The organism is Streptomyces sp. NBC_00433 (assembly GCA_036015235.1).
Classification (GTDB): Bacteria; Actinomycetota; Actinomycetes; order Streptomycetales; family Streptomycetaceae; genus Actinacidiphila.
Genome location: CP107926.1, coordinates 8,364,945 through 8,381,602, shown reverse-complemented (window position 1 = coordinate 8,381,602; position 16,658 = coordinate 8,364,945). Strand labels below are relative to the sequence as shown.

Here is a 16,658-nt window from a genome sequence, read left to right as displayed (position 1 = left end):
AGCCCCCAGGTTCCTCGGCGTTGTTGACACTATTCCCCCCGACAATCGCCCCGCGACTATTCGCCAGGGTTCGCCAGGGTTCGCCACATGGTCTGCCAGGGGTCGCCGGGTGTCAGGTAGGAACGCGCCACCCCTTCCCGACGCCGCATTCCCCAGGGTGCGGTGCCGGGAAGGGGTCGGCGCCCCTGAACTCGTAGGCGTGAAGGGATCTGCTTCTTCCCATGTATTCGGCATCGTCCTCCGTGTCCGCCCCGCCCCGCCCCGCCTACCCCGCCGCTGCGGAGCCGGCCGTCAGAACGCGCGCCGCAGCAGGACTGCGGCGCGGGACGCTCGGCGGCCCCCATCCGCTCAGCGGGAGAATCGACTTGACCGGCCCGCAGGGGGCCCAGCTCCGCACCGCGGTCGCGGCGGTACAGCGGATCTGCCCCGAGTTCACTCCTGTGCAGCTGCTGCGCCGCGGTGGCCGCACGGCCCTGCTGATCGGCACCTCGGGTCGCTCGCCGGCGGTGGCGAAGTGCCTGCTCGACCACTCGCCCGCCTGGGCGGATCGTTTCCGCCACGAGATAGCGGCCTACCGGACCTTCGTCCGGCACAGGCCGCCGGTGCGGGTGCCGCGGCTGATCGCCGCCGACCCGGACAGCTGCGTCCTGGTGATGGAGCGGATGCCGGGACGGGTCGTCTCGCCGCAGCGCCACCCCTCGCACCCGCCGAGCCGGGGCGACGTGCGCGCCGCCCTGTCGGCATACGCGCGGATCAACATGTGGCGTCCGCCGCCCGGTTCCTTCGACGCTCCGATCGACTACCCGGCCAGGATCAGCCGTTACCACGAGCTGGGCCTGCTCACCGACCGGGACATGGGCGACCTGCAGAAGCTGCTGCACGGACTGGCCCACGCGCAGGGGCAGTTCTGCCACGGCGACGCCCTGCTGTCCAATGTGCTGCTCTCGCCGGCCGGCCCCTCGCTGGTCGACTGGGAGCACTCGGGCTGGTATCTGCCCGGCTACGACCTGGCGGTGCTGTGGTCGGTGCTCGGCGACGACGAGGCGGCGCGCCGCCAGATCAGCCAGCAGGCGCAGGCACCGGGTCCGGCGGCGCGGGACGCCTTCCTGGTCAACCTGATGCTGGTGCTGACCCGGGAGATCCGCACGTACGAGACGGCCGTGCAGCGCACCATGCGGTCCACCACGCCGGTGCCGCCGGGTGCCGCGGAGACCGGCGAGGAGCAGCGGCTGCTGCTGCGCAGGCTGCACGACGACTGCGGTCTGGCCCGCAGGGCCGTACGCGCCGCGGTCGGCACCCGCTGAGGGGCGGCGGGCTGAGCGCGGGGGCTCAGCCGGCCAGGACCACCGCCGCGGTGTCCACGACCCGCGTGCCGTGCCCCGCCGCCGGCCTCAGCCGGCCTGGAACATCTCCGCGGGCAGCGGCTTGAGCAGCTGGTAGAGGTCGTCGGTGATCGGCCGGTCCCAGGTGGCGATGGTCACCTGCACACCGTCGCTGCGGTCGAACTGCGCGCAGGCGACCCGCGACTCCGAGATCTTGATCCGCCGGACGATCAGCAGGCCGTCGCCCTGCCAGACCGGGGTGTCCTCGATGTCGGTGACCTCGGCGGGCTCGTCATTGCCGAGCGCGGCGAGGAGTTGCGCCACCTCGAAGGGCACCTGCCCCTCGTTCAGCTCGCGGGCGGGCGAGCCCTCCGGCAGGTTGCCGATGAGCATCGCGGGGCCGCGGCCGCCGAAGAGGTCGTAGCGCAGGTAGATTCCCTCGCACCGCCCGTCGGGCCCCGGCAGCAGACCGGCCCCCAGGTCCCCGGGCCAGTCCCCCGGGTCCATCGCGAGTACGTCGAAGTCCGGCCCGGTGGGCGTGGCTGCGCTGCGGCGGCGGAGGAAGGACATGCGGCCATGGTAAGGGCTGGCCTGCGTGACGGGGACCCGCTGACCGGCGGGTGGACGCGGATCAGGGGGCGGCGGTGTCCGGGGCCGCGGTCCGCGCCAGTTCGGCGCAGGCCTGTGCCGCGGTGCCGTCGGCGGCGCACCGCAGGGCGGTGTCCAGGCCGCGGCGGAGTCGGCTCGCGGCCTCCGCGGGCCGGCCGGCCTCGCGCAGGGAGACGCCGTGGGCGACCAGCGCCCGGGCGAGCAGGTGCGCCGGCGGGGAGGCGTCGAGGTGGCCGACGGCTTCGTCGAGCAGCTTCAGCCGTTCGGGTCCCCCGCTGACCTCGGCCGCGACGAGCAGCGCGTGGCCGATCGTGGACCTGGCGCCGTACTGCCGCGCCCGGGTGACGGCGTCGAGCGCGGTGTACGTGGCGCTGCGCGGGTTGTCGTGGGACTCGGCGAGGGCGAGGTGAAGCTGCCAGGGGCACCAGGCGGGGTTGCGCATGCCGCGGGCGTCGAGCCGGCGGCCGACCGCGGACAGTTCGGCCGCGGCCTCCCGGTGCAGTCCGCGGGCCAGCAGCAGCTCGCCGTGCACGGCCTGGGCGTCGGGGAAGGTGACGGCGGCCGGGAAAGGCTCGCGGAAGGCGTACTCGGCGGCCAGCTCGGTGGCTTCCGCGGTACGGCCGCGGGCCAGCAGCACCGCGATGAGGACGGCGACGGAATACCACTGCACGGGGGTGCCGCGCCCGACCCGCTCGGCGAGCCGCAGCCCGTCGCGGGCCAGGTCCTCGGCTTCCGCGAGCCGGCCCTGCCGGTAGCGGACGTAGCCGAGCAGCAGCAGCCCGAAGGACAGGTGGGCGCCGCGCCACCCCTGCCTCTCGAAGTCGGCGATCCCGGTGGCGAACAGCTCCTCGGCCCGAGCGGGCCGGTCGGCGTAGATGTACGTCATGGCGACGAGCGCCGGCACCTCGAAGCCCCAGGCCTCGTCGGCCCACGGCAGCCCGCCGTCCAGGGCGCGGCCGGCGTGCCGCAGCACGGTGGAGATGTGCTCGCCGCGCAGGGTGGCGTCCCAGGTGCGCAGCCCGATGATGTACCGCTCGGTGCGGTCGCGGCCGGTGAGCCGGTCGGCGAGCCGGGTCAGCCGCCGGGAGCGGCCCGGCGAGTCGGGTTCGTCGGCACGGAAGGCGTCCCACATGAACTGCTCGGCCTGCATCCGCAGCCGGGTGCGGGCGCTGGTGGCGGTGCGGGCGGCCTCCGAGACGACCTCGGCGGCCTCGCTGAGCCGGTCGCTGTGCGCCAGGGACTGCGACAGCCGGAAGACGATGCCGTCGCGCAGCGCGGGGTCGCCGATCGGCTCCTCCAGCGCGGCCCGCAGGAGGTCGACGGTGACGGAGGGTTCGAGGAGCTGGGAGGCGCAGCCCAGTTCGTACAGCACCTCGGCGCGGTCCTCGTACGGCGGGGGTTCGCTCAGTGCCCGGCCGAGGTAGCTGCGGGCCGCTTCGGGGGCGCCGGCCCGCAGTGTCTCGCGGGCGGCGGCGCGCAGCTGGTGGACGACCCACGGGTCGCCCTCGGGGCGGGTCTCCAGCAGGTGCCGGGCGGCGGCGGACGGGCCGAGCCCGGCGTCCACGACGGCCCAGGCGGCCTGGCCGTGCAGGGCGACCCGCACGGTGCCGGGTATCGCGTGGTAGACGGCGGTGGCGATCAGCGGGTGGGCGAATTCCAGGGTGCGGCTGCGGGTGAGGATGCGGGCCTCGCGGAGCCGGTCGGCGCAGTCGGCGGCCTCCTCGCTGCCGAGACCGGCGACGGCGGCGGCCAGTTCCGGCGGGACCTCGGTGCCCAGGACCGCGGCGGCCCAGGCGAGCCTGACGGTGGAGGGGCCGAGCCGCTCAAGGCGGCTGACCAGGCCGCTGCCCTTGGCGGCGGCGGCGAGGTCGCGCAGCAGGTGGGTGCTCGTGCCGTCGGGGGTGACTCCGCGGTCGCGCAGTTTCGCGGCCAGCTCGACGGCCTCGAAGGGGTTGCCCGCGGTGACCGCCCAGCATTCGCGGCAGAAGGCGTCGTCGGCGTGCTCGCCGACCGCGTCGCGCACCAGGCGGCCGACGGCGGCCGGGGTGAGCGGTTCCAGGCCGATCGGGCGGTGGCCCGCCCTGCCGGGCAGGCCGCGGAAGGACTCGGCGCCCGCGGGGAGTTCGTCGGGCCGGTAGGCGACGACGATGAGCAGGGCCAGGTCCTCGGCGCGCGGGGCGAAGGCGGCCAGCCAGCTGAGCGACTGCGGGTCGGCCCAGTGGGCGTCGTCCAGGACCAGGACGGCCGGTGCGCGCTGCACCGCGAGGTGGGTGAGGACCCAGTCGAGCCCGTCGCGGATGCCCTGCGGGTCGGGGGAGGCGCCCTCGGCGGCGCACAGGCCGATCGCCGGGCCGACGATGCCGTACCAACTGCCCAGCGTGGCCTTGATCTCGGCCTCCGCGGCGCCGGCGAGCTGCGGTTGCAGCAGCTGCCGCGCCACGTGGAAGGCGACCTGCTGCTCCTGGTCGCCGCCGCGGGCGGACAGCACGGTGCAGCCGTGGGCGGCGGCACGCCTGCGCACCTCGGCGAGCAGGGTGGTCTTGCCGAGCCCCGCGGACCCGGCGAAGGCGAGCAGGCCGCCCCGGCGGCGCGCGCCGGGGTGCCCGGTGCCGTCCGGGAACAGGCCGCTCAGCTCGCTCAGCGCCTCGTCGACGGCGACGAGTTCGGCCTCGCGTTCGAGCAGCGCGCGCCGGCTGCGGGTCTGGCGCTGCGGCATGGTTCACCCCCTGACGGCCGGGCGGCGCACACCCGGCGCACACCGCGCCGGGCGAACATCCGCCCGATGGCCCCACAGCGTACGCCGTCGGCTGCGGTGTGTAAGCATGAACGGCCGTGCCGGTCGGCCACTGGCAGGGGACTCGGCCGGCACGGCGCTGTGGGTGGCGGCCCGCGGAGGTGTCCTCGCGGCCGGCCTCCGGGGAGCCTGCCACGCCTGTCGCCCGACCGGCCAGGGCCCATGCGTCACGCGCCATGCCTGTTCTCCCGTGCGCCCCGGATGCGCCCCCGTTACCGTCCGTAGCACCTGTCGGCGGAGCCGTGGCCAGGCCGTCAGGACCCCTGCCGGTGTCAGTCCGTCACGGCGCCGCCGGAATTGCCGCGACGCCTGGCGTGGTGGCGGGCGACCCGGGCGCGGTTGCCGCAGGAGGGCTTGCACCACTCCTGGCGGGCGTGCTCCTTGACGAAGTAGCGCACGCAGCGCGGCGCGGGGCAGGCCCGCAGCAGGTCCAGGTCGGGGCCGGCGAGAAAGCCGATGGCGTGCCGGGCGAGCGCGGCGGCGAGCAGGTCGGCGGCCGAGGGTGTGCCGGGGACGGTACGGCTCGCGGTGGCGGGGCCGTCCTGCGGCCAGTCCAGGCGCGGGGTGACGGGGACCAGGGCCGCGGCGGCGTTGAGCCGGTCCAGGGCCTGGCGGGCGGGCGGCAGCCGGTCGGCGTCGGCGGAACTGGGCGGGCCCGGCAGCACCGCGCGGGCGAAGAGGGAGCGGACCGCGGTGCGCACCTCGACGGCCGCGGCGAGCGCGGCGGCGTCCGCGGTGAAGGTCGCGGCCGTATACGGCCCCGCGGCCAGGTCGGCGCGCAGGTCGTCGGCGTGCGCGCGCACCCAGCCGGTCAGCCCCGCCGGGTCGGCGAGGTCGTCGGCGACCCCGCCGTGGCCGTCGTGCCGGACCGTCACGGCGAGATCCAGCGCGAGATGATCAGCGTGCATGGGCTAATGCTACGCTCACCTCAAACCATTAAGAGGGAGGGGGTGCCTGTGTCCGATCTCCGCGAACTGCTGCGCGGACTCGACGTTTTCTCGGGCGATCTGCCGGACTTCGACACCGACACGCTGCCGGCCGACCCGCGGGAGCTGTTCACCGACTGGCTGCTCGCCGCCGTGGAGGCCGGGGTGCGCGAGCCGCACGCCATGACCCTGTCCACGATCGGCACCGACGGCGACCCGTCGGCCCGGGTGCTGATCCTGAAGGACGTCTCGCCCGACGGCTGGCACTTCGCCGCCGACGCCGCCAGCCGCAAGGGGCGCGAACTGGCCGGCCGCCCGGCGGCGGCGCTCACCTTCTACTGGTCGCCGCTGGCCCGCCAGGTGCGGGTGCGGGGCCGCGTCACCGCGGGCGGCGGCGACGCGAGCGCGGCCGACTTCCTGGCCCGCTCCCCCGGCGCCCGCGCCGAGGCGCTGCTCGGCCTGCAGAGCGCCCCGCTGCCGGACCTGGCCACCAGGGACGCGGCCGTACGCGAGGCCGCCGCCCGTATCGGCCGCGAAGGCGGCCTGGTCGCACCGGGCTGGACGCTCTACGCGCTGCAACCGGACAGCGTGGAATTCTGGCAGGGCGACCGCGACCGCCGGCACACCCGGGTCGAATACGCGCGCACCGACGACGGATGGAAGCGGGGACTGCTGTGGCCGTGACGGAGAAGGCACCGTCGGAGGACCTCGACCTGAACTCGGCGCTGGCGGGGGGCCAGACACGGCTGCGCGAGCTGCTCGCCGGGCTCACCGACGACGCGGTCCGCGCGCCGAGCGCGCTGCCGGGCTGGACCCGCGGCCATCTGCTCAGCCACGTCGAAGGGGTCGCGCGAGCCCTCGCCCGGCAGGCGCGCTACGCGCTGCGCGGCCGGACGGTGGAGGTCTACGACGGCGGCAGGGCGGCCCGCGACGCGGCGATCGAGGCCGGACACGGCCGCGGCGCGGCGCAGTTGGCCGCGGCGGTCGGGGACGCGCTGGACGAGGCCGAGGCGTCCTGGGCCGGCGTGGGACCCGACGACTGGCGGCGGCCGGTGGCCTATCGCGACGGCACCGTGCGGACCGCGGGGCTGGCCTGGTGGCGGGAGCTGGAGATCCACACCGCGGACGCGCTGCTGGGCACGGGCCCCGACGGATGGCCGCCGCAGCTGTGCGTCCACCTGGTCGACTTCCTGGCCGTGCGGGTGCCGGCCGGGACCGAGCTGCGGCTGACCGCGGTGGACGCGGACCTTCACCGGACGTTCGGCGAGGGCGAGCCCGTCGCGGTCGGCGGCAGGCTCACCGACCTGGCGGCATGGATGGCGGGGCGGGCTCCGCAGGGGCAGTTGACCGGCGGTCCGCTGCCGGAGCTGGGCAACTGGCCGTAAGACCGAGGCTCGGGCCACCGCGAACCGTCGGGCGTACGACCGTGCCGTGTCGTACGCCCGGCGGACGGGCCGTCAGATGACGGGCCTCGGGGTGAAGCCCGTCAGGTGGACGCCCGTCAGGTGAGGTCGAACTCGCCGTCACGCGCGCCGAGAACGAAGGCACGCCATTCGGCCGGGGTGAAGATCAGCGCGGGGCCGTCGGGGTGCCGCCCGTCCCGCATCGCGATATAGCCCTCGACGAAGGCGATCTGCACGTCCCCGCTGCCCTGGCTGCTGGACAGCCACTCCGCATCCGTCAGATCCAGTTGCGGCTTCTTCCCGTTGGCCAACGGCTGTCCTGTGGTGCTTTCCGCCACGTCCGCTCTCCTCCCGCATCGTCCTTCCCGTCCAGCCTATCGGCCGGGGCGCACGCCGACACAAGATGGCGGAAGCCGCCCGCCGCGGGCCGGGACATGATCGCCCGGCGGTCCGCTCCGCGACCGCTTGCGAGCGGACCTGCACCCTTGTGAACACCCGGCGGACGGCCGGACCCTGCGGGTAGGGTCCGCTCATGACCGCACATGATCACGAACAGGGAGCCGGGCCTGTCGCGGGTCCGAGGGCCGGGCGAGCCGCGGGCGCGGGACCGGCCCGCGAGTCCCCGCTCGCCCCCGGCCTCGACCCGGCCCGCACCGCACCGCACTGGTGATGATCGACCTCATGGACCGCATCGTGGCCTTACCGCTCGCGCCCCTGCCCGGCCCCGACGTGCTCGCCGCCGCGCTGGGCCTGGCGGCAGCCTTCCGCGAGGCGGGCGCCCCGGTGGTGGCCGTCAGGGCGCAGCGCCCCGGAGCGGCGGAGCAGCCGGCCGGCAGCGGACTGGCGGAGGGGGTCGCGCAGGACGGCGACATCGTCGTCGTCAAGCACTCCGTCGGCGCCTTCCAGGGCACCGACCTGGACGAACGGCTTCGGGCGCGCGGCGTGGACACCCTCGTGATGGCCGGTGTCGCCACCAACCTGGGCGTGGAGTCCACCGCACGGGCCGCCGCCGACCTCGGCTACCGGCTGGTCTTCGCCGAGGACGCCATGTCGGGTCTGACGGCGGCCGAGCACCGGGCCGCGGTCTCCCTGGACTTCCCGCGCTTCGGCACGGTGGTGACGGCGGCGGAGGTGGAATTCGCCGCCGCCTGAGGCCTTTTGCGACGCCGGGCCGCTGCCGGCCGTGCGCTCCGGCCGGTCAGCGGCGGGCCGGGGTCCGCAGCGGGAAGACCGCGCGCAGCCTGGCGCCCGGCGGCGGACCGGGGACGACCTGGAGGGTCGCCCGGTGCGCGAGCGCGATGTCGCGGGCGATGGACAGGCCGAGGCCCGAGCCGCCGGTGTCGCGGGTGCGGGCGTGGTCGAGCCGGGTGAAGCGGTCGAAGACGGTGGCCTGGTGCTCGTACGGTATGCCAGGCCCGTCGTCGGTGACGTCCAGCCGGGCCTGCCCGGAGCCGGCCTCGCGAGTGAGCGCCACGGTCACCGAGCCCGCCGCGTGGCGCACGGCGTTGTCGACCAGGTTCGCCACGAGCCGGCGCAGGTGGTCGGGCGAGCCGTCGACCAGCAGGTCGGGGGTGAGCCGCAGGGCGACCCGGACGTCGGTGCGCGGGCGGGCGCGGGCCGCCTCCTCGGCGACGATCTGCGCCAGGTCGGTCTCCCGGGTGCGGATCGGCTCGCGGGCGTCGAGCCTGGCGAGCAGCAGCAGGTCGGCGGTGAGGGTCTGCAGCCGCTGCACATCGTCCAGCGCGGCCGCCGCGAGCCGGCGCTCGGCGGGGCGGGCGAGTTCGAGCCGGGTCCGCAGCACCGCCATCGGGCTGCGCAGCTCGTGCGCGGCGTCGGCGACGAACTGCCGGTGCGCGCCGACCGCGGTCTGCAACCGGTCGAGGGTGGCGTTGACGGTACGCGCCAGGGCGCCGACCTCGTCCCTCGACGCCGGTACGGGCACCCGTTCGTGCAGGTCGCGGGCGGTGATGTCGGCGACCTTCGCACGGATCGCGGAGACCGGCCGCAGCGCCCGGCCGACGGCGAGCCAGGTGAGCCAGGCGACCAGCGCGAGCAGCGCGGGGATGCCCGGCACCAGCACGGCGGTCAGGGTGCGCATGGCGGCGCGGACCGGGGCGAGGGAGGCCGTGCCCATGACGGTGACGGTGCCCGACCCCGTGTCGACGCTCCGGCTGATGACGACCATGCCGCCGGCCTCCTTGGCCGGGACCCCCGGCGGCGGGGGCGGCCCGCCCGAGCCCTGCCCCGGCGGGAGGCCCGCCGCCGCGCCGGAGTCCTTGGTGCCGGGCCCCGAGCCGACCGTCCGGATCACCGCGGCCTTGTGCTCGGCGTCCTGCGCTGCCAGCGCGTTGGCCGAGTGTGTCAGGCTCGCGTGCAGCGCGGTGAAGAGCGCGACGGCGGCCAGCGCGAGGGCGGCGGCCACGACGGCGGTCGCGGCGAGCGTCGTCCGCAGGCGTACGCCCATCTCAGGCCTCCAGCCGGTATCCGGCGCCGCGCACGGTGCTCAGTGTCGTACGTCCGAAGGGCTTGTCGATCTTGCGGCGCAGGGCGCTGATGTAGACCTCGACCACGTTGGAGTCGCCGTCGTAGGCGAAGTCCCAGGCCCTGGCGAGCAGCTCGGACTTGGGCACCACCTCGCCCGCGCGCCGGGCCAGGCAGTGCAGGATCGCGAACTCCTTGGGCGTCAGCGCGATCAGCACATCGCCCCTGCTGCACCGCAGCCCCGCCGGGTCGACCCGCAGGTCGCCCACCGACAGCACCGCGGGCCGCTCCCGCAGCCCGCGCCTGACCAGGGCGCGCAGCCGGGCGAGCAGCACGACGTAGGAGAACGGCTTGGTCAGGTAGTCGTCGGCGCCGGTGTCCAGCGCCTCGGCCTCGTCGTATTCGCCGTCCATGGCGGTGAGCATCAGGATCGGCGTCCAGACCCCGGCCTCGCGCAGCCGGGCGCAGACCTGGTAGCCGTTCAGCCGCGGCAGCATCACGTCGAGCACCACCACGTCGTACGGCTGCTCGGTGGCCATCCACAGCCCCTCGCGCCCGTCGTGGGCGAGGTCGACCGCGAAGCCCTCGCTGGTCAGGCCGTCGCTGAGCAGTTCCGCGAGCCTGCGTTCGTCTTCCACCACCAGTATGCGCACGCGGTCAGCGTGCAGGGCCGAACCTAAGGCGAACATGAAGATCATCTGTCGGCTCCTCAGGTCCGCTTCAGCCGCCCGCGGCGAGGCTGCCAGGAGCCGGATCGACCGATCGCGGCGAAACCTCCCACAGGAGTGGCCAGACCATGAACAACAAGAGGATCCTCGCGGGGATCGCGCTCACCGCCGGGCTCGGCCTGACCGGTGTGGCGACCGCGCCGGTCAGCGGCGCCGCGACCACGCCGTCGGCGTCCGGCAGTACGTTCCAGACGCAGCCCGCCAAGGCGGCGCCCGGCCACAAGACGGGGAAGCGGATCGTCTGCGTCGTGCGGATCGAGGGGAAGGGCGGCCCGACGGGCGGCCTGCCGAAGCTGCCGCCGCTGCCCGGGAAGCCGGGGAAGCCGGGGAAGGCCGGTCCTGGCGCGCCCGGGAAGACCACCGTGAAGATCGTGAACGGCAAGGTCTACGTCAACGGCAAGCTCGTCCCCAAGGGCACGGTGGACACCTCGCCCAAGGGCGGCAAGTGCCCGCCGCCGCCCCCGCTGCCCCCCAAGGGCGGCAAGGGCGGCAAGGGCGGCAAGGGCGTCGTCATCGTCGAGCGTGACGGCGGCGGCACCGTCGCCAAGGGCGCCCCGGGCGCGGGCGAGGCGGGCCTGACGACGTCGGGCGCCTCGACGTCCGCCGTGCTGGGCTGACCTGACGCTGCCTCCGAGAGCGGCCCGCGCGCATACGGCACGGGGGCGCGGGCCGCTTCGGGGTCGATTTTTGTACTTACTAGTATGTACAGTGCTCGCATGGAGACGTCGGAACGGTTGATCGAGAGCGCCCAGGCGCTGCTCTGGGAGCGCGGCTACGTCGGCACCAGCCCCAAGGCCATCCAGGAGCGGGCGGGCGCGGGCCAGGGCAGCATGTACCACCACTTCCGCGGCAAGCCGGACCTCGCGGTCGCGGCGATGCGCCGCAGCGCCGGGCAACTGCGGGCGCAGGCCGAGGAGCAGATGGCCGGCGGCGGCACGGCGCTGGAGAAGGCCACCGCCTACCTGGTGCGCGAACGCGACGCGCTGCGCGGCTGCCGGGTCGGCCGGATGGCGATGGACCCCGACGTCATCGCCAGCGCGCAGCTGCGCGAACCGGTGCGGGAGACCTTCGACTGGCTGACCGGCCACCTCGCGGCGGTCCTCGCCGACGGTGTGGCGAGCGGTGAGCTGCGCCCCGGCCTCGACCCGGACGACACCGCCGCGATGATCGTCGCCGTCGTCCAGGGCGGCTACGTCCTCGCCCGCGCCGCCGGCTCGCAGGAGCCGTTCGACAGCGCCGTGCGCGGGGCCGTCGCGCTGCTCGCGGCCCAGGCCGCCTGACCGTCCCCGGCGTCCCGGGCCCGCGCCCGCCACCTCACCGCAGGAGCAAGCACCTGTGCACGCGATGAACTACCGGATCACCCTGCCGGCCGACTACGACATGAACATCATCCGCCGCCGGGTGGCCGCCAAGGGCCACCTGCTCGACGACTTCCGCGGGCTCGGCCTGAAGGCCTACCTGACAAGGGAGCGGGGCGTCGACGGCTCCCCCGTCAACCAATACGCGCCCTTCTACCTGTGGAACACCGCGGAAGGCATGAACAGCTTCCTGTGGGGACCCGGGTTCCAGGCTCTGGCCGGCGACTTCGGGCGCCCGGTCGTGGAGCACTGGACAGGCCTCGGCTTCGTCCGCGGCCCGTCCTTCACGGCCGCGCCGCGGGCGGCGGCCCGCCGCTCCCAGCAGATCGCCCCCGGCGAGGACCCGTCCGCGGTGATCGCCCGCTCCCTGGAGGACCTGGCGCTGACCGCCACCCGGCCGGGGCTGCACTCCTCCGCGCTGATGGTCGACCCGCGGCACTGGGAGCTGCTGCGCCTCACCCTGTGGCAGGACACCGCGCCCGAGGAGCCGGGCGAGGACCGGCACGAGGTGCTGCACCTGTCCCGCCCCGGAATCGACGACATCAGGACGGGACGGCAGTGGTGATGCGCAGGGCCGCGATCGACCGCGAGGCGAACAGCCCGCGCATCGGCGTCGAGGCCAAGGAGATCATCGAGGTGACGGTGCATCCCGCCCCGTACGTCGGGGTGCCCGAGGCGCTCGCCGCGCTGCGGGTCGCGGCCGCGGTCCTCCGCGAACAGGAGGGGCCGGCGTGAGCGCGATCCGTACGGTCCTCGGCGACATCGAGCCCGCCGCGCTCGGGGTGTGCGACGCCCACGACCACCTCTTCCTGCGCAGCCCCGCGCTGCCCGAGCCGCAACTGGACGACCCGGCGGAGGCGCTGGCCCGGCTCACCGCCTTCCGCGGGCTCGGCGGCCGGGCGCTGGCGCAGTGGACTCCGTTCGGGATGGGGCGGGGGGTGGCGGACCTCGTCGCGGCGTCACGTGCCACGGGGGTGCACGTGATCGCCGCGACGGGGCTCCACCAGGAGGTGCACTACGACCCCGGCGTCCTGCGGCGGCTGCGCCGGGGCGACGCTCTGGCGGCCCTCTTCGTCAGGGAACTGACCGAGGGGACGGTCGCCGGCGCCGATCCGGGCGGTGCGCCGGGAGCGGTGCGGGCGGGGATGATCAAGGTCGCCGGGATGTTCCACGCCCTGGACGACCACACGCGGTGGGTGATGGACGCGGCGGCGCACGCGCATCACGCCACCGGGGCGCCGATCGGTGTCCACCACGAGATGGGTACGGCGGCGGCCGACGTGCTCGCCCTGCTCCACGGTGAGCTGGGGGTGCCCGCGCGCAGCCTGCTCCTCGGCCACCTCAACCGCTTCCCCGATCCCGGGGTGCACCGGGAACTGGCCGCCGCCGGGGCCTACCTCGCCTTCGACGGCCCGAGCCGGGCGCACCACGCCACGGATCCGTGGCTGGTCGACAGCCTCGTCGCCCTCGCGGCCGCGGGCCACGCCTCCCAGCTCCTCCTCGGCGCCGACACCACCGCCCCGGGCGCCGGCCCGGGCGCCCCCTACCTCCTCCACACTTTGCGGCCCCGCGTCGTCCGCGAGCTCGGCGCGGAGGTGGCTGACGCCATTTTCCGCACGAACCCGTCCGCCGCGCTCGCGTCCCCCTGGCCCGCCTGAGGGGGTGCCCCTTCCCCCTTCTCCACGGCTGCACCACCGCCGTGGCCGGTCGCGCAGTTCCCCGCGCCCCTGGGGTGATTGCCCCTTGCGGTGCGTTGCTTGCCTGCGCGTGCATCGTGATGGGGCGCGCAGTTCCCCGCGCCCCTCTGGGCTCGCGTCCTCCTCCGCCAGGCGTTGGCCCCTGCCGCGGAGGGCACGCGTTTTTGAGAGGCACGGGGAACTGCGCGCGCAACCACAACGCACCGTCGTGTGGGGACGGGCCGCCACCACCCCAGGGGCGCGGGGAACTGCGCGACCGGCCACGACGCACCGGCACGGGAGTCGCGCCCCCGGGCGGCGGCTAGAGGTGGAGGAAGGCGCGGACATCGGACAGGTAGTCCGATGGGCGCGTGTCGTGGATCATGTGGCCCGCCTCGATCGTGACGAGGCGCGCGTCCGGGATGCGGGCGGCGACCCGGGCGAGGTCGGACTGCCGGAGGTGGCTCGTGGGGCCGCCGGCGATGATCAGGGTCGGCGCGGTGATCTCCGCGAGCCCTTCCCAGTGCCGCGCGGCAGGCGCATTGCGCTGGCGTGCCACCTCGGCGACGACCCGCCAGTCGTAGCGGACGGGGTCGGGTCCCGGCCCGGTGACGACGGGGCGCGGCGGGTCCGCGGGGAAGGGCAGCGGGCCCTCTTCCAGGACGAGCCGGTCGACGGCGGAGGGCCGGTCCATCGCGACCAGCGAGGCGACGACGGTGCCGAGCGAGTGGGCGACGACCGTGACCCGGTCGAGCGCCATCGCGTCGAGCAGCGCGAAGACGTCGTCCCGCATCGCCTCGAAGGCGTAGTCGCCCGGGTGGTCGCTGTCGCCGTGGCCGCGCAGGTCGGGCGCGATGGTGCGGCGGCCGTCCGCGGCGAGGGCGGCGGCGACCGCCGACCAGGAGCCGCGGTCCTCGCCGAGGGCGTGCAGGAGGAGCACCGGCGCCCCGTCGGCCGGCCCTGCCAGCTCGCAGACCAGCCGTATCCCGTTGACCTGGTATTCCCGCACGTCGCTCATGCCGGCGACAGTAGTACGCACCTGGTGCCGCGGGTCCGGCTGTTCGCGGTGGGCCCAACCGGCGGCGCCTTCACAGGCGCTGCGGACCGTTCCGCTGCGCCGCCACCCGGTCGTAGAGGATCTGCGCCTCCGCGGTGCGGCCCAGCTGCTCCAGGCACTGGGCCTCGTCGTTGCGGCTGGTGAGGGTGTCGGGGTGGGCGGGGCCCAGGACCTGTTCGCGGGCGTCGGCGACCTCGTGGTAGACGGTGAGCGCCCCGGCCCAGCGGCCGAGCCAGCCGAGGCCGACGGCGATCTCGCGCTTGCTGACCAGCGTGTCGGGGTGGACGGGGCCGAGGACGCGTTCGCGTACGGCGGCCACGTCGCGGGCTTCTGCGAGTGCCCGCTCCCAGTGGCCGAGCCGGCCGAGGTTGACGCCGAGCGCGTGCCTGGCGCGCAGCGTCTCGGCGTCGGCGGAGCCCGCGGTCCTGGTCCTGGCCTCGACCAGGGTCTCGTAGAGCGTCAGCGCCTCCGCGCTGCGGCCGAGGCGGCCCAGGCAGATGCCGATCTCGTAGTCGACGGCGAGCGTGTCGGAGTGGTCGGCGCCCAGGACGCGGGTCCTGACCTCGGCCACGTCGCGGTAGACGTCGAGCGCTTCCGCCCAGCGGCGGGACGTGCCGAGCAGGTGGCCGACCTCGAAGCGGGTGACGAGGGTCTGCGGGTGGTCGGCGCCCAGGACGCGGGTGCGCGCGCCGGCGACCTCCACGGCCATGGCGTGCGCTTCCGGTGTGCGGCCGAGGCGGCCGAGGTTGAAGGCCAGGTTGTGCTTGCACTGGAGGGTGTCGGGGTGGTCGGGGCCCGTGGTGCGGGCCCGGGCGGCGAGCACTTCGGCGTATTCCTGGTGCGCTTCGAGGAAACGGCCGAGCAGGCTGAGCGCGTAGGCGGCCTCGTGCCGCGCGGCCAGCGTGTCGGGGTGGTCGGGGCCGAGGACCCGGGCGCGGGTCTCGCCGACGTAGGCGTACAGCTGGAGCGCTTCCTCGGTGCGGCCGAGTCCGGTGAGGCAGTACGCGGCCTCGTAGCGGCTGGCGAGGGTGTCGGGGTGCTCGGCGCCCTGGGCCTGGTCGCGGGCGGCGGCGACGGCGGTGTGCAGGTCGTAGGCCTGGCGCCAGTTGCCGACCCGGGCGAGGTCGATGCCTTCCGCGTGCCGGTCGGCCAGTTCGGTGAGCATGCCGGGTCGCGGCCTGGCCGGCAGGCCGCGGGTGGACCAGGCGCCGGTCAGCTCGTGGCGGGGCGCGTTCGCGGTGTGCCGGGGGCGGGTGGAGACCGCGGCGGTGCCGGTGGTCAGCTGCCGTGCCCAGCCGGGCAGTTCGGCGGTCGGCGCGGTCGTACGGGGGTGCGGCTCGCCGGCGCCGCTGCTCGCGCCGGCCCGCAGCGCCTTGAGCCGGCCGCCGACGTCGGCGGCGTCCTGCGGGCGGTCGTCGGGGGACTTGGCGAGCAGGTCGAGGATGAGGCACTCCAGGTCGACCGGCAGTTCGGGGCGGCGGGCGCGCGGCGGCTCCGGCACGTTGTCGCGGTGGCCGACCAGGATGGCCCAGGTGTCGCCGAGGTCGAACGGCGGTGCTCCGGTGGCCAGTTCGTAGAGCACGCAGCCCAGCGAGTACAGGTCGCTGCGCTGGTCGACCTCGCCGGAGGCGCCGATCTGCTCGGGCGACATGTAGTGCGGGGTGCCCATGGCCACGCCGGTGCCGGTCAGCCGGGAGGTGAAGCCGATGTCGTGGCCGAGCCTGGCGATGCCGAAGTCGCAGATCTTCACCGCGCCGTCGCTGAGCCTGATGATGTTGGCCGGTTTCAGGTCCCGGTGCACGACGCCCTGCGTGTGGGTGTAGGCGAGGGCGGAGGCGACCTGCTCGGCGATGTCGATGATGTCGGGCACGGGCAGCGGGTGCCTGCGGGCGTCGTCGAGGACCTGGAGCAGATTGCGGCCGTCGAGCAGTTCCATCACCAGGTAGAGCACGCCGTCGTGCTCGCCGAAGTCGTGGACGACGGTGATGCCGCGGTGCTGGAGCGCGGCGGCGACCCTGGCCTCGCGCCGGAAGCGCTCCTGCAGGATGCGGGTGAATCCGGCGTCCCTGGCCTGGCCCGCGGGCTTGAGGCACTTCACCGCGACCCTGCGGCCCAGCGACTCGTCGAGGGCCCGCCACACCTCGCCCATGCCGCCGCGGCCGATCAGCTCGTGCAGCCGGTAGCGTCCCTGGATGAGGGTGCTGTGCGCCTCCGCGCCGCCCTGTCCGTGGTGGTTCCCGTGATGTCCCGCCGCCATCGCGTGCCGCCCCCGTGGTCATTTGTGCTTCCCCGCCCCCAGTATGG

The 16,658-nt window shown here is 75.2% G+C and carries 18 protein-coding genes; 10 read left to right on the top strand and 8 right to left on the bottom strand.

The annotated features are described in order from the left end of the window. Positions 1-221 precede the first annotated feature (221 nt). Positions 222-1,304 (top strand): aminoglycoside phosphotransferase family protein, encoded by a 1,083-nt coding sequence (locus OG900_36285; protein WUH95081.1) that lies wholly within the window; start codon positions 222-224, stop codon positions 1,302-1,304. An 87-nt stretch (positions 1,305-1,391) separates the two neighbouring features. Here the strand turns inward: OG900_36285 and OG900_36280 are convergent, their stop codons facing one another. The 3 genes from OG900_36280 to OG900_36270 all read right to left on the bottom strand — a co-directional run bounded on the left by OG900_36280 (position 1,392) and on the right by OG900_36270 (position 5,633). After that, the gene (locus OG900_36280) at positions 1,392-1,892 is read right to left on the bottom strand and encodes a hypothetical protein (GenBank protein WUH95080.1); all 501 of its coding nucleotides are present in this window, start codon (positions 1,890-1,892) and stop codon (positions 1,392-1,394) included. A gap of 61 nt (positions 1,893-1,953) precedes the next feature. Then, positions 1,954-4,647: an AAA family ATPase gene (locus tag OG900_36275; protein ID WUH95079.1), complete on the bottom strand. Its 2,694-nt coding sequence runs from the start codon at positions 4,645-4,647 to the stop codon at positions 1,954-1,956. Between the two features lie 350 nt (positions 4,648-4,997). Next, entirely contained in the window at positions 4,998-5,633 is a 636-nt protein-coding gene (locus tag OG900_36270; GenBank protein WUH95078.1) for an ABATE domain-containing protein, read from the bottom strand. 48 nt (positions 5,634-5,681) lie between these two features. Here OG900_36270 and OG900_36265 point away from each other — a divergent pair, with 48 nt between their 5' ends. After that, positions 5,682-6,335 (top strand): pyridoxal 5'-phosphate synthase, encoded by a 654-nt coding sequence (locus OG900_36265; GenBank protein WUH95077.1) that lies wholly within the window; start codon positions 5,682-5,684, stop codon positions 6,333-6,335. Further along, positions 6,332-7,036: a maleylpyruvate isomerase family mycothiol-dependent enzyme gene (locus OG900_36260; GenBank protein WUH95076.1), complete on the top strand. Its 705-nt coding sequence runs from the start codon at positions 6,332-6,334 to the stop codon at positions 7,034-7,036. Before OG900_36265 ends, OG900_36260 begins: the two co-directional genes overlap by 4 nt. Before the next feature lie 116 nt (positions 7,037-7,152). Here the strand turns inward: OG900_36260 and OG900_36255 are convergent, their stop codons facing one another. Beyond that, positions 7,153-7,392, bottom strand: a complete 240-nt coding sequence (locus OG900_36255; protein ID WUH95075.1) for a DUF397 domain-containing protein — start codon at positions 7,390-7,392, stop codon at positions 7,153-7,155. A 194-nt stretch (positions 7,393-7,586) separates the two neighbouring features. Between OG900_36255 and OG900_36250 the strand changes: the two genes are divergently transcribed. Together OG900_36250 and OG900_36245 are read left to right on the top strand one after the other, a co-directional pair. Then, positions 7,587-7,724, top strand: coding sequence for a hypothetical protein (locus OG900_36250; protein WUH95074.1), 138 nt, complete (start codon positions 7,587-7,589; stop codon positions 7,722-7,724). 11 nt (positions 7,725-7,735) lie between these two features. Next, positions 7,736-8,206 carry an isochorismatase family protein gene (locus tag OG900_36245; protein ID WUH95073.1) on the top strand — a complete coding sequence of 157 codons (471 nt, stop codon included), beginning with the start codon at positions 7,736-7,738 and terminating at the stop codon, positions 8,204-8,206. Between the two features lie 46 nt (positions 8,207-8,252). Here OG900_36245 and OG900_36240 read toward each other — a convergent pair whose 3' ends face one another. After that, positions 8,253-9,518 (bottom strand): HAMP domain-containing histidine kinase, encoded by a 1,266-nt coding sequence (locus OG900_36240; GenBank protein ID WUH95072.1) that lies wholly within the window; start codon positions 9,516-9,518, stop codon positions 8,253-8,255. A gap of 1 nt (position 9,519) precedes the next feature. Then, the gene (locus tag OG900_36235; GenBank protein ID WUH96051.1) at positions 9,520-10,188 is read right to left on the bottom strand and encodes a response regulator transcription factor; all 669 of its coding nucleotides are present in this window, start codon (positions 10,186-10,188) and stop codon (positions 9,520-9,522) included. A 143-nt stretch (positions 10,189-10,331) separates the two neighbouring features. Here OG900_36235 and OG900_36230 point away from each other — a divergent pair, with 143 nt between their 5' ends. The 5 genes from OG900_36230 (at position 10,332) to OG900_36210 (ending at position 13,279) form a co-directional block, all read left to right on the top strand. Next, a complete protein-coding gene (locus OG900_36230; GenBank protein ID WUH95071.1) occupies positions 10,332-10,880 on the top strand; it encodes a hypothetical protein in 549 nt (182 codons plus the stop codon). A 99-nt stretch (positions 10,881-10,979) separates the two neighbouring features. Continuing rightward, positions 10,980-11,543, top strand: a complete 564-nt coding sequence (locus tag OG900_36225) for a TetR/AcrR family transcriptional regulator (GenBank protein ID WUH95070.1) — start codon at positions 10,980-10,982, stop codon at positions 11,541-11,543. A gap of 55 nt (positions 11,544-11,598) precedes the next feature. Then, positions 11,599-12,186, top strand: coding sequence for a DUF4865 family protein (locus OG900_36220; GenBank protein WUH95069.1), 588 nt, complete (start codon positions 11,599-11,601; stop codon positions 12,184-12,186). After that, positions 12,180-12,356, top strand: a complete 177-nt coding sequence (locus tag OG900_36215; GenBank protein ID WUH95068.1) for a carboxymuconolactone decarboxylase family protein — start codon at positions 12,180-12,182, stop codon at positions 12,354-12,356. The genes OG900_36220 and OG900_36215 overlap by 7 nt, the downstream gene beginning before the upstream one ends. Next, positions 12,353-13,279, top strand: coding sequence for a phosphotriesterase (locus OG900_36210; GenBank protein WUH95067.1), 927 nt, complete (start codon positions 12,353-12,355; stop codon positions 13,277-13,279). The genes OG900_36215 and OG900_36210 overlap by 4 nt, the downstream gene beginning before the upstream one ends. Positions 13,280-13,619: 340 nt before the next feature. Here the strand turns inward: OG900_36210 and OG900_36205 are convergent, their stop codons facing one another. Next, positions 13,620-14,315: an alpha/beta hydrolase gene (locus OG900_36205; protein WUH95066.1), complete on the bottom strand. Its 696-nt coding sequence runs from the start codon at positions 14,313-14,315 to the stop codon at positions 13,620-13,622. A gap of 70 nt (positions 14,316-14,385) precedes the next feature. Further along, on the bottom strand, positions 14,386-16,611 hold the full coding sequence (locus tag OG900_36200) for a serine/threonine-protein kinase (protein WUH95065.1): 2,226 nt from the start codon (positions 16,609-16,611) through the stop codon (positions 14,386-14,388). Positions 16,612-16,658 lie beyond the last annotated feature (47 nt).

Bases quoted from the DNA above. Each gene is read 5' to 3' on its own strand.
- OG900_36285 (WUH95081.1), top strand. From the start codon at position 222: ATGTATTCGGCATCGTCCTCCGTGTCCGCCCCGCCCCGCCCCGCCTAC.
- OG900_36275 (WUH95079.1), bottom strand. From the start codon at position 4,647: ATGCCGCAGCGCCAGACCCGCAGCCGGCGCGCGCTGCTCGAACGCGAG.
- OG900_36280 (WUH95080.1), bottom strand. From the start codon at position 1,892: ATGTCCTTCCTCCGCCGCCGCAGCGCAGCCACGCCCACCGGGCCGGAC.
- OG900_36200 (WUH95065.1), bottom strand. From the start codon at position 16,611: ATGGCGGCGGGACATCACGGGAACCACCACGGACAGGGCGGCGCGGAG.
- OG900_36205 (WUH95066.1), bottom strand. From the start codon at position 14,315: ATGAGCGACGTGCGGGAATACCAGGTCAACGGGATACGGCTGGTCTGC.
- OG900_36230 (WUH95071.1), top strand. From the start codon at position 10,332: ATGAACAACAAGAGGATCCTCGCGGGGATCGCGCTCACCGCCGGGCTC.
- OG900_36245 (WUH95073.1), top strand. From the start codon at position 7,736: ATGGACCGCATCGTGGCCTTACCGCTCGCGCCCCTGCCCGGCCCCGAC.
- OG900_36270 (WUH95078.1), bottom strand. From the start codon at position 5,633: ATGCACGCTGATCATCTCGCGCTGGATCTCGCCGTGACGGTCCGGCAC.
- OG900_36250 (WUH95074.1), top strand. From the start codon at position 7,587: ATGACCGCACATGATCACGAACAGGGAGCCGGGCCTGTCGCGGGTCCG.
- OG900_36225 (WUH95070.1), top strand. From the start codon at position 10,980: ATGGAGACGTCGGAACGGTTGATCGAGAGCGCCCAGGCGCTGCTCTGG.
- OG900_36240 (WUH95072.1), bottom strand. From the start codon at position 9,518: ATGGGCGTACGCCTGCGGACGACGCTCGCCGCGACCGCCGTCGTGGCC.